At 69.1% G+C, this 13,827-nt stretch carries 11 protein-coding genes, 1 tRNA gene and 1 pseudogene; 3 read left to right on the top strand and 10 right to left on the bottom strand.

What is annotated here, in order from left to right; all coding sequences use genetic code 11:
• Positions 1 to 302: 302 nt before the first annotated feature.
• The 7 genes from AB0F91_RS01640 to AB0F91_RS01610 all read right to left on the bottom strand — a co-directional run bounded on the left by AB0F91_RS01640 (position 303) and on the right by AB0F91_RS01610 (position 7,237).
• Positions 303 to 1,724 (bottom strand): trypsin-like peptidase domain-containing protein, encoded by a 1,422-nt coding sequence (locus AB0F91_RS01640; RefSeq protein WP_360593825.1) that lies wholly within the window; start codon positions 1,722 to 1,724, stop codon positions 303 to 305.
• A 79-nt stretch (positions 1,725 to 1,803) separates the two neighbouring features.
• Complete coding sequence (galT, locus tag AB0F91_RS01635; protein ID WP_360593823.1) at positions 1,804 to 2,886, bottom strand: galactose-1-phosphate uridylyltransferase; 1,083 nt, start codon at positions 2,884 to 2,886, stop codon at positions 1,804 to 1,806.
• Positions 2,883 to 3,683 carry a DeoR/GlpR family DNA-binding transcription regulator gene (locus AB0F91_RS01630; protein WP_360593821.1) on the bottom strand — a complete coding sequence of 267 codons (801 nt, stop codon included), beginning with the start codon at positions 3,681 to 3,683 and terminating at the stop codon, positions 2,883 to 2,885. Before AB0F91_RS01630 ends, galT begins: the two co-directional genes overlap by 4 nt.
• A 104-nt stretch (positions 3,684 to 3,787) precedes the next feature.
• Positions 3,788 to 5,203: a HAMP domain-containing sensor histidine kinase gene (locus AB0F91_RS01625; protein WP_360593819.1), complete on the bottom strand. Its 1,416-nt coding sequence runs from the start codon at positions 5,201 to 5,203 to the stop codon at positions 3,788 to 3,790.
• A gap of 11 nt (positions 5,204 to 5,214) precedes the next feature.
• The gene (locus tag AB0F91_RS01620; RefSeq protein WP_360593817.1) at positions 5,215 to 5,907 is read right to left on the bottom strand and encodes a response regulator transcription factor; all 693 of its coding nucleotides are present in this window, start codon (positions 5,905 to 5,907) and stop codon (positions 5,215 to 5,217) included.
• Between the two features lie 52 nt (positions 5,908 to 5,959).
• Positions 5,960 to 6,580 (bottom strand): trimeric intracellular cation channel family protein, encoded by a 621-nt coding sequence (locus tag AB0F91_RS01615; RefSeq protein WP_360593816.1) that lies wholly within the window; start codon positions 6,578 to 6,580, stop codon positions 5,960 to 5,962.
• Between the two features lie 3 nt (positions 6,581 to 6,583).
• On the bottom strand, positions 6,584 to 7,237 hold the full coding sequence (locus tag AB0F91_RS01610) for a response regulator transcription factor (protein ID WP_220244425.1): 654 nt from the start codon (positions 7,235 to 7,237) through the stop codon (positions 6,584 to 6,586).
• Positions 7,238 to 7,605: 368 nt separating this feature from the next.
• On the opposite strand from AB0F91_RS01610, the gene rph reads away from it, so the two are divergent.
• Entirely contained in the window at positions 7,606 to 10,194 is a 2,589-nt protein-coding gene (gene rph, locus AB0F91_RS01605; protein ID WP_360593814.1) for a rifamycin-inactivating phosphotransferase, read from the top strand.
• A 48-nt stretch (positions 10,195 to 10,242) separates the two neighbouring features.
• Here rph and AB0F91_RS01600 read toward each other — a convergent pair whose 3' ends face one another.
• A complete protein-coding gene (locus tag AB0F91_RS01600) occupies positions 10,243 to 10,713 on the bottom strand; it encodes a DUF4190 domain-containing protein (RefSeq protein ID WP_360593812.1) in 471 nt (156 codons plus the stop codon).
• A gap of 216 nt (positions 10,714 to 10,929) precedes the next feature.
• On the opposite strand from AB0F91_RS01600, the gene AB0F91_RS01595 reads away from it, so the two are divergent.
• Positions 10,930 to 11,002 (top strand) — tRNA-Arg (locus AB0F91_RS01595).
• Between the two features lie 1,197 nt (positions 11,003 to 12,199).
• Here AB0F91_RS01595 and AB0F91_RS01590 read toward each other — a convergent pair.
• Positions 12,200 to 12,733 (bottom strand): hypothetical protein, encoded by a 534-nt coding sequence (locus tag AB0F91_RS01590; protein ID WP_360593810.1) that lies wholly within the window; start codon positions 12,731 to 12,733, stop codon positions 12,200 to 12,202.
• A 57-nt stretch (positions 12,734 to 12,790) separates the two neighbouring features.
• Positions 12,791 to 13,003, bottom strand: coding sequence for a hypothetical protein (locus tag AB0F91_RS01585; protein ID WP_360593808.1), 213 nt, complete (start codon positions 13,001 to 13,003; stop codon positions 12,791 to 12,793).
• 645 nt (positions 13,004 to 13,648) lie between these two features.
• Here AB0F91_RS01585 and AB0F91_RS01580 point away from each other — a divergent pair.
• Positions 13,649 to 13,738: pseudogene (locus AB0F91_RS01580) on the top strand (pentapeptide repeat-containing protein); the annotation flags it as partial.
• Between the last annotated feature and the right edge of the window lie 89 nt (positions 13,739 to 13,827).

Genomic DNA, 13,827 nt, shown 5'->3' with positions numbered 1-13,827 from the left:
TGCCCACGAGTTTCGCGGCCTAAACATCAATTCCCCACGAATTTTCCTTGACAGGCAAAGAGCCTGGTCACAGTGCCGAAGACGATCGGCCACGCCTGGTGCGGGGCGAGCCGAGTGCCCTTTGCGGCTCACCGACGACCGGGCAGCGCACGAGCCGCCGCTGTCGCCGAGAGCCCTGGCAACGCAGACGGCCACGCGCGACCGGCATCGAGTGTCCGGTCGCGCGTGGCCTTCAAGGGTCCGGCCCCTTGCCCAGGGGGTCGAGCCGTGGTTGGTCTCGGCCGCGCACGGCGGCCGAGCGATCAGTTCGCCGGTACGGGCTGGCCGCCGAGGGTCACCTGCACGGTGCGGCCGTCGGAGAGGGTGAACGTCGCCTTCTCGTCGGGGGCGCGGGTGCGGATGGCCGCGATGAGCGTGTCGGCGCTGTCGATGGTGCGGTCGTCGATCTTCGTGACGATGTCGCCCGACTTGAGGCCGGCCTTCTCGGCGGGGCTGCCCGGTGTGATGTCACCGAGTTGGGCGCCGCCCTGCGGGGCGTCGGCGACCTTGGCGCCGATGAACGTCTGCGTGGCGTGGCCGGTCTTGATGATGTCGTTGGCCGTACGGCGCGCCTGGTCGATCGGGATGGCGAAACCGATGCCGACGTTGCCGCCCTGAGCCTCGCCACCCTGGCCGCCCTGCCCGCTGTTGGGGCTGTAAATGGCGGAGTTGATGCCGATGACCTGGCCGTTCATGTTCGCGAGCGGGCCACCGGAGTTGCCCGGGTTGATCGCGGCGTCGGTCTGGATGGCGTCCATGACCGTGGTCTGGTCGGTCTCGTCGCCGCCGGCCTGCACCGGCCGGTGCAGGGAGCTGACGATGCCGGAGGTGACCGTGCCGCTGAGCTCGAACGGCGAGCCGATGGCGACCACCGGCTGGCCCACGCGCAGGTCGTCGGACCGGCCGAGCTCGACCGGGGTCAGCCCGTTGACGTTGTTGACCTTCACCACGGCGATGTCGGTCGTCGGGTCGCGCCCGACGACGCTCGCGGCGGCCTTCTTCCCGTCCTGGAAAACGGCCTGGATCTGGCCGCCGTTGGCGGCGACCTCGACCACGTGGTTGTTGGTGAGGATGTAGCCGTCGGTGCTGAGCACGAACCCGGAGCCCTCACCCGCGGCCGTGCGGCCGGAGACCTGTAGCTCGACGACGCTCGGTGACAGCTTCTGCGCCACGGACTCGACGGAGCCGGACGGCGCGTTGCCCGTCTGCTGCGCGGGCTTCGGCTGGTCGAGCGCGTTGACCGACGGACCGGACGAGCCGCCCGTGAGGTAGCCGACGGTGCCGCCCGCCACGCCGCCGATGACGAGCGCGATCGCGGCGACGCCCGCCAGGAGCTTGCCCGGGCCGGACTTCTTGGGCGCAGGGGCCGAGGGGACGCTGTAGGTACCCGGAGCGGCGTACTGCTGCTGCGTCGTCCCGCCGGTGGGCGGGTACGGGTTGTGGTAGCCCATCGGACCGGTCTGCGCGCCCTGCGCGGACCACGGGTTCGCCGTGCCGTACCCGGGGTTCTGCTGCTGCGCCTGCTCGCCGTACGTGGGCTGCTCACCGGAGGCGGACCCGGGCGCGGGTGACGCGCCGGGGGCGGTGGGCTGACTCCAGGCCGCCTGACCCTCGGTGCCCGGCTGGGCACCCGGGTTCTGGCGACCCGCCGCGGAGTCGTGCGCGTGGGGGTCGTTCTCGGTCATGTCCTCACCTAAGCGGCCGGGCCTGAGAGGTTCCTGAGCCGAACCTGTGTTTCGGAGATGAGTATGCCGCGCCCGGTACTCAGCCCGCGGCGCGAAGGCGCTCCGCGATCTGCTCGGGCGTCGCGTCGTTGATCCACACCGCCATGCCGGACTCGGAACCCGCGAGGTACTTGAGCTTGTCCTTGGCCCGCAACACGGAGAACAGCTCGAGGTGCAGCCACGCCAGGTCGCGGTCGCGGCGCACGGGTGCCTGGTGCCAGGCGGCGATGTAGGGCAACGGACGGTCGTACAGCGCGTCGCAGCGGCGCAGCACGTCGAGGTAGACGCGGGCGAAGTCGTCGCGCTCGGCGCCGGTGAGCGCGGGGATGTCGGGCACCTGGCGGTGCGGCACGACCTGGATGTGCACCGGCCAGCGCGCGGCCGGCGGCACGAACGCCGTCCAGTGCTCGCCTTCCACGAGCACGCGCGCGCCGGACTTCCGCTCGGCCGCCAGCACGTCGCCCATCACCGCGCGGCCGTGTTCCTCGCGGTACGCGCGCGCGACGTCGAGCATGCGCTCGGTTTTGGGCGTGACGAAGGGGTAGCCGTAGATCTGTCCGTGGGGGTGCGAGAGCGTCACGCCGATCTCTTCGCCGCGGTTTTCGAACGGGTAGACCTGCTCCACGCCCGGAGTCTCGCCCAGTGCGAGCGTGCGGTCGGCCCACGCGTCCACGACGAGGCGCACCCGTTCGGGGCTCAGCTGGGAGAACGAGCCGCCGTGATCGCTGGAGAAGCACACGACCTCGCAGCGCGCGCGGCCCGGCGCCGTCGGCACGAGGCCGAGCTCGTCCACAGTGGACGGACCGCCGTGCGCGTTCTGCGAGAACGACGGGAACCGGTTCTCGAACACGACCACGTCGTAGTCGGGCTCCGGAATCTCGGTGGGCCGCCCCGGCGTCGTCGGGTCGAGCGGGCACAGGTCGGCCGGCGGCTTGTACGTGCGCGTCTGCCGGTGCGCGGCCATGGCGACCCACTCGCGGGTCAGCGGGTCCAGGCGGATCTCCGACGCGGCGGCCACCGGCGGGAGATCGCGGGTGTCCTCGGCGGTGCGCTCGTGCTCGCCGTCGTGGTCGAAGTAGATGATCTCCCGGCCGTCCGCCAGGTGTCGCAAGGTGCGTTTCACGCGTCTTCTGCCTCGAGGTTCTCCGCCGTTTCGGCGATCATCAGTTCTCCGACCCGCTCGGTGAGGCTCTCCCTCGCCGAGTCGGGAAGTCCGTCGTCGGTCACCACCACGTGGGCCTCTTCGAGATCGGCGATCGTGGAGATGCCGACGGTGCCCCACTTCGTGTGGTCGGCGAGCACCACCAGTCGCCGGCCGGCCTCCACGAGCGCGCGGTCCGTCTCGCTCTCGGTGAGGTTCGGCGTGGTGAAACCAGCGCCCTCGGCCATGCCGTGCACGCCGAGGAAAACGAGGTCCAGGTGCAGGGAGCGCAGGCTGTGCACGGCTACCGGGCCGACGAGCGCGTCGGACGGCGTGCGCACGCCGCCGGTGAGCACGACCGTGCGGTCGGGCTGCGTGGACGCGCGCAGCACGTCGGCGACCTGGATGGAGTTGGTGACGATGGTGAGCCCCGGGATGGGGTCGAGCGCGCGGGCCAGCGTCCACGTGGTGGTGCCCGCGGACAGGCCGATCGCGGTGCCGGGCTTGACCAGGCCGGCGGCAAGGTCGGCGATGGCCTCCTTCTGCGCGCGCTGGCGCACGGACTTCGCCTCGAAGCCGGGCTCGTCGGTGCTCTTGCCGACCACCGAGGTCGCGCCGCCGTAGACCTTCTCGACCAGGCCACGGCCGGCGAGCACGTCGAGGTCGCGGCGCACCGTCATGTCGGACACGCCGAGGCGCGCCACGAGGTCACTGACCCGGACCGCACCGGTCCGGCGTGCCTCCTCGAGGATCACCGCCTGTCGCTGACGTGCGAGCACCCACCACTCCTCAAGCACGAACCATCAACCACACAAAATCCTACACGATCAAACATGCGGTGTGCGGAACGTGCCGTCCGGGACGTCACCCGGACGGGCGAGGATCAGCCGGGAGCGCCCGGCAGCCGGATCGTGAGGAGCGCACCACCTTCCGGGGCGTGCATGGCGTAGACCGCGCCGCCGTGGCGTTCGGCGGCCTGCTTCACGATCGACAGGCCGAGTCCGGAACCCGGCAGCGTTCGGGCTTCCGAGGAGCGGTAGAAGCGGTCGAACACCTTGGGCAGGTCCTCCTCGGCGATGCCCGGGCCGGAGTCGGCGACCTCGACCACAGCCGTGCCGTCGCCGAGGGGCCGCAATGTCACCCGCACGCGCGAACCGGACGGCGAGAATTTGACGGCGTTGTCCAGCAGGTTGAGCACGGCCCGTTCAAGGGAGCTGTTGTCCCCGGTCAGGACCCACGGCTGCAGGTCCACTTCGAACTCGATGTCCCCGGCACGGCGGCGGGCGCGGTCGAGCGCACGCTCGACGACCTCGACCAGTTCCACGCGTTCGGTCTGCTCACGCGGCTCGTCCTGGCGGGCGAGCTCCACGAGGTCGCCGATGAGCTGGGTGAGCTCGTCGAGCTGCCCGCGGATGTCGGCCTCGATGTCGGCGCGGTCCTCCTCCGGCAGCGAGCGGGCGCCTGGCCGGCTGGCCGAGAGCAGCAGCTCCAGGTTGGTGCGCAAGGAAGTCAGCGGGGTGCGCAGCTCGTGGCCGGCGTCGGCGACGAGCTGGCGCTGCCGTTCCTGGGAGTCGGCGACCGTACCGAGCATCGTGTTGAAGCTCTGGGTGAGGCGGGCGAGCTCGTCGTCACCGCTCACGGGGATCGGCCGCAGGTCGCCAGTGGCGGCGACGCGCTCGGCGGCCGACGTCAGCCGGTCGACCGGCCGCAGCCCGGTGCGCGCGACGGCCGTGCCGGCACCCGCGGCGACCACGATCCCGGCGCCGCCCACGAGGAAGAGGACGACCGCCAGCTCGTTGAGCGTGCGCTTCGTCGGCTCCATCGACTGCGCGAGCACCATGGCCTCGCCGTGCCCGGACGGCAGTGCGACCACGCGCGTGTCCGTGGCCACGTCGGTGCGCAGCGACTGCGGCGACTCCCCCGTGGCGACCGCCAGCTCCGACGGACCGTACGGCGGCGGCGAGCCGGCCTGCGGGTAGATGAGCTTGTTGCTGTACGCGTTGAGCTGGCCGATCTGCAGGTCGGCGCTCGCCAGGAACGCGCCGGGCACCTGTTCGAGCTGCGTCTGCACCGGTGGCGAGTTCACGGCCGCCTGGGCGCGGGCGAGCAGGTTGTCGTCGAGCTGCTGGTACAGGTTGCTCGACACGATCATGTACGCGCCCAGCGACACGAGAGCCACGGCACCGGCCACGCAGGCGGCGGCCAGCAGCGTCACCCGGCCGCGCAGTGAAAAGCGGCGCGTGCCCCAGCGGTCGCCGCGCGGGTCGGTGACGTCGACGGTCGGAACAGCGGTGCTCATGGGGGCGTCGGTCACGGTGGGGTTTCGCGCAGGACGTAGCCCACTCCCCGCACCGTGTGGATCAACCTCGGTTCGTTGCCGGCTTCCGTCTTGCGACGCAAATAGCCGACGTAGACCTCCAGCGCGTTGCCCGACGTCGGGAAGTCGTAACCCCATACTTCCTCCAGAATCCTTCCGCGGGTCAGCACGTGCTTGGGGTACGAGAGGAACAACTCGAGCAGCGCGAACTCGGTACGGGTGAGGCTGATCTCTCGGCCGCCGCGGCGGACCTCGCGAGTGCCCGGGTCCAGCGTGAGGTCGGCGAACGACAGCACCTCACTCGTCTCGCCCTGCTGGTTGTCCGGCACGGCGCGGCGCAGCAGCGCGCGCAGGCGGGCGAGCAGCTCTTCCAGGGCGAACGGTTTGGGCAGGTAGTCGTCGGCGCCGGCGTCGAGGCCGGAGACCCGGTCGGAGACGGTGTCGCGCGCGGTCAGGACAAGGATGGGCAGGTCGTCGCCGGTGCTGCGCAGGCGGCGCGCCACCTCGAGCCCGTCGAGGCGCGGCATCATCACGTCCAGCACCATCGCGTCCGGCCGGTTGGCGATGATCGTCTCCAGAGCCTGCGCACCGTCGCTGGCGAGCTCGACGGTGTACCCGTTGAACTCCAGGGACCGCCTGAGCGACTCACGGACGGCTCGATCGTCGTCCACCACAAGGATGCGCATGACGTCAGTCTTACGCAGAGTGCTGAGACCCGCCTAAGAACACACGCAGAACTCACAAAGAGTCGGTATCACCAGGCCGGGCCACGGGCGCGTTCCAGTGCCGCCACAGAGCCACCAGCCGAATCGTTACCACCACGGCCGCCGCGACGACCGTGACCGCGCTCGACGGCAGTGGCAGAGCGTGACCGATCGCGACGAGCACGGCCCCGGCGAGTGCGGCGACGGCGTAGATCTCCTTGCGGAGGACGAGCGGAATTTCGCGCAGCAGCAGGTCACGCAGTGCGCCACCGCCGATGCCGCTGGTCATGCCGATCAGGCACGCGGCGTAGGCGGTTGCGCCGGCGTTGAGCGCGATCGTCGTGCCGGCCGTCGCGAAGACGCCCAGGCCCAGCGCGTCGGCGAGCAGCACGGCGCGCCGCAGCCGCGCGACCTGGGGGTGGAACGCGAACACGACCAGCGCCGTCGCCGCACAGACGGCGAGGTACGGCCAGTTCCGCAACGTCGTCGGCGGGTGGATGCCGAGCAGGACGTCGCGGATGATGCCACCGCCCAGCGCCGTGGTGAGGCCGACGACGATCACGCCGAACACGTCGAGGCGCGCCCGGACCGCGGCCAGCGCCCCGGACGCCGCGAACGCCACCAGCCCGAGCAGCTCGAGCGCGGTGAGGACCATCCGCTATTGGTCGAGCAGCCCGCCGCGGTAGGCCAGCAGCGCGGCCTGCACGCGGTTGGCGGCGCCGATCTTGGAGAGCACCGCGGACACGTAGCCCTTGACCGTGGCCTCCGACAGGTGCAGCCGCCCGCCGATCTCCGCGTTCGACAGCCCCTGCCCGATCAGCGCGACGACCTCACGCTCGCGTTCGGACAGGCTCGCGAGGAGCTTGCGGGCCGGCTGCGCGGCCCGCTGCTCGTCGCGATGGGACTGGACCATGCGCGCCGCGACGCCCGGATCCAGCACGGCACCGCCTTTGGCCAGATCACGGATGGCGCGCAGGAGAGCCGAGGGGTCGATGTCCTTCAGCAGGAAGCCGTTGGCTCCGAGCCGCAGCGCAAGGCTGACGTACTCGTCGATGTCGAACGTCGTCAGCATCGCGACCATCGGCGGGTCCGGCAGCGCGAGGATGGCCCGCAGCGCGCGGATCCCGTCGTCGGGCGCCCGCATCTTGATGTCGAGCAACGCCACGTCGGGGTGGTAGCGCCGCGCCACCTCCACCGCGGATCTGCCGTCGCTCGCCTCGCCCACGATCTCGATGTCCGCGGCCCCGGACATCATGGCGCGCAGGCCCGAACGAACCAGTTCCTCGTCGTCCGCGAACATGAGCTTGATCAACGAAGCCCTCCGGCAGCCGGTGGTCGAAGCGGCTTCCCGCTTCCCGTTAACGAAGATTACCTACTGTTGTTCAAGGTTTCGAAACCAGACACGACCAGGTGACGCCACTGGTCTGGCCGGGTCCCTGATCGTGCTGGTCCTCGCTTGCCGGGGCCCCCCACACGGGTGGGCCCGGTCGTCGGTTGACCCGCGGCCGCGAGCTTCAGGGGTGAGTGTCCAGACCGGACGGATGCGGCGGAAAAGCAAGTACTCCTCCTGCCACTTCCAACCTATAGCGCACCCCCGCTCTTGTGGCAAGACCCCGGTCGTCCTTCACAATCGTGCGCCTCGGCCGGAATTCTCCGGCCATGGAAAACGGGGGACGAAGAGTGGGTGGAACCGAGCTCGTGCTGGATTTCCGGGACATCGACCGGAGCCAGGTCGACCTAGTCGGGGGCAAGGGCGCGCACCTGGGGGAGCTTTCGCGCATCGAGGGCGTGCTGGTGCCGCCCGGGTATTGCGTGACGACACGTGCTTTTCGGCGGGTGCTGGCGGAGGTGCCGGCGTTCGAGAGCGCGCTGGACCGCCTGGCACGGCTGGATCCCGGCGACCGGGACCCGATCGCCGAGCTGAGCGCACGGATCCGTGAGGTCGTTTCGGCGGCGGCCGTTCCGGACGACGTGGCGGCAGCGCTGATCGCGCCGGTGGAGCCGGGCGCCGCGTACGCCGTGCGTTCCAGCGCGACGGCCGAAGACCTGCCGACGGCCTCGTTCGCCGGCCAGCAGGACACGTACCTCAACGTCGTCGGGCCGGCGGCGATCCTCGAGCGCATCCGGCTCTGCTGGGCCTCGCTGTTCACCGACCGGGCCGTGACCTACCGCCTGCGCAACGGTTTCGACCACCGCAGGGTGCACATGGCCGTGGTGGTTCAGCGGATGGTGCTGTCGGAGGCGTCCGGGATCCTGTTCACGGCCGACCCCGTCACGTCGAACCGGAAGGTCACGACCATCGACGCCGGGTTCGGCCTCGGCGAGGCGCTCGTTTCCGGGCTGGTGAACGCCGACACCTACCGGGTGCGCGAGGGGGAAATCGTCGAGAAGACGGTGTCGGCCAAGAAGCTCGCCATCCACGCGGTGCCGGGCGGCGGCACCCGGGAGGACGCGATCGCGCCGCGAGAGCAGGAGCGCCCGGCGCTGACCGACGAGCAGGTGCTGCGACTGGCGGGACTGGGCCGCCGGATCGAGGCGCACTTCGGCCGGCCCCAGGACATCGAGTGGTGCTTGGCCGACGGCGAGTTCCAGATCGTGCAGAGCCGGCCGATCACCACGCTGTTCCCGATCCCACCCGCCGCCGACGAGGGCAACCACGTCTACCTCTCGGTCGGGCACCAGCAGATGATGACCGACGCGATGCGGCCGCTCGGCCTGTCCGTGTGGCAGCTGACCACACCGCGGCCCATGGCGGAAGCGGGCAGCCGGCTGTTCGTCGACGTCACCCCGGGCCTCGCGACGAAGGCCGGGCGCGCCGGGTACCTGGAGCTGATGGGGGCGTCGGACCCGCTGATGCGCGACGCGCTGCAGACCGTGCTCGACCGCGGTTTCCTGCCGGAGCCGACGGAGGGCGGCGCCGCCCCGCTGCCGTTCGGCGTCGCACCCGAGCCGATCGAGACGGACCCGGCGATCGTCCACGGGCTGGTCGAGGAGAGCAAGGCGTCGCTGGCCGCGCTCGAGCGTGACATCCGGGAGAAACGCGGTGCGGAGTTGTTCGACTTCATCCTCGCGGATCTGCAGGAACTGCGGCGGCTGTTGTTCAATCCGCGCAGCCACCAGGCGATCATGGCCGGAATGGACGCGGCGACGTGGCTGAACAAGCAGCTGCGCGAATGGCTGGGCGAGGAGAACGCCGCCGACACGCTTTCGCAGTCCGCGCCCGACAACGTCTCGTCGGAAATGGGCCTCGCGCTGCTGGACGTCGCCGACGTCCTTCGCCCGCACGCGGAAGTGGTGGCGTTCCTCCGGACCGTGCGGGGCGAGGGCTTCCTCGACGAACTTCCCGCGCTGCCGGGCGGAAGTGAAGCACGGGAGAAGATCCAGGCGTATCTCGACACGTACGGCATGCGGTGCGTCGGCGAAATCGACATCACGAGGCCGCGGTGGAGCGAACGTCCCAGCACGCTGCTGCCCGTGCTGCTCGGCAACGTCGACAACTTCGAACCCGGCGCCGCCCGCCGGCGCTTCGACCAGGGGCTGCGGGAAGCCGGGCAGAAAGAACAGGAACTGCTGGAGCGTTTGCGGATTCTGCCCGGCGGCGCGCGAAAAGCCGAAGAGACGAAGGCCATGATCGACCGGCTGCGCACGTTTGTCGGCTACCGCGAATACCCCAAGTACGGGATGATCAGCCGCTATTTCCAGTACAAGAAGGCGCTGCTGGCCGAGGCCGAGCGGCTCGTGGCGGCCGGCGTCCTCGAGTCGGCGGAGGACAGCTTTTCGCTGCGGTTCCAGGAACTGCACGAGGCCGCCCGCACCGGCACCGCCGACGGCGACCTCATCCGCAGGCGCAAGGAACAGTTCGCGGCGGACCAGGCACTCACCCCGCAACGGGTGCTGACCTCCGAGGGCGAGACCGTCTCCGGGAGCTACCGCCGTTCGGATGCGCCGGCCGGCGCACTTCCCGGTCTGCCGGTGTCCACCGGAACCGTCGAGGGCCGCGCCCGCGTCGTCCTGGACCTCGCCGAGGCCGACCTCGAGGCGGGCGACATCCTCGTGACCGCCTACACCGACCCCAGCTGGTCACCGGCGTTCGTGACGATCGCCGGCCTGGTCACGCAGGTGGGCGGCCTGATGACCCACGGCGCCGTGGTTGCCCGCGAATACGGCCTGCCCGCCGTCGTCGGCGTCAACCAGGCCACGCGGCTGATCCGCGACGGTCAGCGGGTCCGCGTGAACGGCACCCACGGCTACGTCGAATTCCTCGACTGACGCCCGGCCGTCGGGGATGCCCCGATCCCCGACGGCACTACGGCTTGGTCAGCGGTTCTGCACGTTGTCGCTGAACTGCTGCTGGCAGCTCTGGATCTGCGACTGGTCAGTGCCGGCCTTCTGCAAGCAGTCCTGCAGGTCGCCGAGCTGGCTCCCGAACGTCGCGAAGATCGAGCCGACCAGGATGGCGAGCAGCACCCCGATGACCAGGCCGATGCTGCCGGTCACGATGCCGGAGATAGAGGCACCCTTGTTGGTCGCCTGGCCACGATTGACGCGCTTCACGCCGAGGATGCCGAAGACCAGTGCGAGGACGCCCAGGATGATGCCGCCCCACACCGTCCAGCACAGGACGAGGGCGATGATGCCCAGCACGAGGGCCGTAACGCCGAACCCGTTGCGCGGCGCGCCCACGGGCTGCTGCTGCCCGTAACCGGCACTGACCGGCGGAGCGGCGAACGGGGCGCTCTGGCCGGCCGGGTACTGCTGGTACTGCTCAGGGTTGTCGGGCGTGCTCACGTACTTCACCTTTCCACGGATCGGAACCGGAACTTTACGGCCCGGCGCACGCCTTATCGGGTGGATTGCCTGATCGTTACCAATCATGTCGAGGTGGGTTGAAATGATCTTCAAAACGCCGCGCACAGGAGCCCTCGCGCGGGTGAGGCCGCCGGTTGGGCAGGTAGGTGCTTGTCAGGGTGTCCGGGACCGGTAAGCTGCTGGTTGGCTACACATGCCCTCGTAGCTCAGGGGATAGAGCACCGCTCTCCTAAAGCGGGTGTCGCAGGTTCGAATCCTGCCGGGGGCACCCCACGAGTCCAGCGAACATCGCCCATCTACCAGTGGAAACACTGGTGATGGGCGATCTCGCGTTATGCGGCCATATCCGTCCTGATACACCTGGATGCGGCCATCCGTCAGACCGCTGTCAGCGGTGCCCGAGCGCGCGCTGGATCTTCTGGAGAGCTTCTTGGCGGCGGCAGTCGACCACGGTGGCGTAGATCCGCGGCAACACCTCCACTGACTGACCAGCCACTCCGCGACCTGGCTGGGGTCAACGCCGGACGCGAGCCACGTCGACACGCACGCATCGCGGAGGTCGTACGGGCGGCGGGCCAGCGGCGATCGTGCCAGTGGTCCAGTGAACGTCGCCGTACGAGCGACCGTCCACACGCGCCGCCACGTGACGAGCGGCACCGGTCCACCGCGCACACCGTGGAAGAAAGAGCCGTCTTCGGCCACCCCGAGGTCCTCGACATGGTCGAAAAGGACCGCGGTCAGTTCTGGCGGGCGGGCCACGAAAGGCCCGTCTCCGGCTTCGCGGTGCTTGAGCTGGAGACGATCCGTGGGTTTTGCCGGTGTCTGTCCACTGTGCACCCGCGTGTTGGCGTGGCTTCCTCCACGTACAGCTCGCCCCAGTCGTAGACCTTCTCACCGGTCTCTTTGGCGGTCGTCGGGCTTGGCAGTGTGCAGAGGTCCCGGTTGAGGTTCACGGCTTCTTCCGGACGCAGCCCTGAGAAGTAGCAGTTCGCCCGCGGCCCGGGCTACACCTGGTCCACCACGCCGTTCGACGTCGACGAGGTCGAACTGAAAGGGTTCCGCGCGAAGCAAGACCTGCCGGATAACGTGCAGGTCAGCGGGCCGTTCTACTGCGCACAGCGCTGGGCGAGTGGGGCTGACGGGTCAGCGCCGGTCCAGCCCGTGCAGGCATCCCTGATCTAGCCCGCACACGGGGGCCGTTGCAACACGACACACGACACGCCTACCAGCCCTGGACAGCGCAAAGCCTTCGCAGTAGTTCAAGTGAGCTACTGCGACGGCGCTATTGCAATACAGCGGTCAATGTCAACGTTCCCTGGTGGTGCAATGGCCACGTCTATTCGATGAGGCTTTACAAGTCGTATCAGCACTTGTGCAACTGCAGTGAAGTGCACACCGACACAAACTACGCCAGCATCTGCGGCCGCTGCAGCTTCACCTGGGAAACGGTTGAGCTGACCGATGGTCAATGGAGCGGAGAATCGGCCCCATATTTTTCGCCACGAGTCTTATGGAATTTCAGATCGTCTGGCAAAATGCCCACACCGACGGTGACCAGGTAGGCATCGCTCAGCTCATCAGCGAGCGCCAGCCAGGTTCCCGCGAAGTGCAGAACCGCCGCCTGCACGCGGACGCCGTCCACCGTCCACGTCGAGCGTGGCCAGCTGGACAGGGCGGCGACGCGCTCGGCCAGTTGCGCCTGAACCGCCCTGCCGAGAGTGACGCGATCCGTACCGGGCTCGGTCGGCTCGACAGCGTTCATCAGGTGGCCGAGTGCCATACCGGGCGCACGCCAGTCCAACGGCGCCATACCTGACGCGAACGCGCCGCGTGGCAGTGTGCCCACCAGCGCCGCCTGGTCCCCGGAGTCGGTCCGATGTCCGAGCCACACCGGCGTCGTGGGCGAGTTCTCGATCGCCGCGACCCACTGTTTGTGCGGGCCCGGGAAGTCTAGATCGTACACGTCTACGGCGGGTGCGGCCTGGTCGTTTGCGTTCATCCGTTCGGCTACCACGGCAAAAGATCCCCTCGTGGGCCTGCCCGTAGTAGATCACATTCACGCCCTGAACAGGACGAACAGCGCAAACTGACCGCCGGCCGGCCGGGTCAGCGAGTTGATGACCGCCGCCGAGTCGGTCGCCGTGGCGAACGACGCCGGAACCGCGGCTGCATCTCGTCGGGGTTTCTGGCGCCGGTAGCTCCACGACTCGACACTTGCCGTCGCGATGCCAGTGACAGCGGCGTTGAGGGATTCCAGGACTTCTTCCACCAAACGGATTTAATAGCCACTGGAGGAATGGCGCCTGCAAGTCTCAGTGGAACAAGTTCAGCTTTATATTCCGAAATGCCCAGACACGAATATCTGGCTTATCGTCAAGAGTCCCGTGGTCTGCAATTTCGATGGCGATCCGCTGTGCCGCTTCCACACCGCACAACCCGATGATTCACCTGGCACACCTCTGTCGGGCGACTGATCAGTTCCACTTTCACCCCGGACGGGCGCGGCTCGCGGGCAGTAGGATGCAGCGGTGAACAGTCGCGAAGCGCCTCGTCAGCGGTTCTTCCGAGAAGAGCAGCGGGGTGGTGGCTACACACCACTGAGTCCCAGTGCGGCACGCGCCGGCATGCCACCAGATGGTCCTGCCCGTCGGGCCCGTGTGGCTGGGTACGTCATTATCCTGCCGCCAGGCAGGCGTAGGCCGTGGACCGCAGCTTGGTCCGAGCAGCCCGATGGTGAATTTCTGGACATGTTCGATGCCGCCACGCTCGACGAGGCGTTGGCATGGTCGTTCGGTCAAACAGCTGAGGTGTTCATTCGGCAAGCGACGGGTGAACTCGTCCGCGCAGAACGACCTGACGCTACCGAACAGTAAGAAGGAGCGCGCGGCGAGACGCGGACGTCACCCAGGCCAACATCCGCAGCACTCGTCGACGAGCCCTCACCCGTGCGAACCTCACCCGCGCCGACCTCACCGAGGCGAACTTCACCGAGGCGAACTTCACCGACGCAATCCTGCCCGAGTGCTTCGCGGTCGAGCGCAGGGCCGAGGCCAGCCAAGAGCGGGTGTCGCAGGTTCGGATCCTGCCGGGGCA

The sequence above is a fragment of the Amycolatopsis sp. NPDC023774 genome (assembly GCF_040639695.1).
In the GTDB taxonomy this organism is placed as follows: Bacteria; Actinomycetota; Actinomycetes; order Mycobacteriales; family Pseudonocardiaceae; genus Amycolatopsis.
The sequence above is the reverse complement of the archived record's forward strand: the minus strand, read 5'-3'. Positions and strand labels throughout refer to the sequence as shown.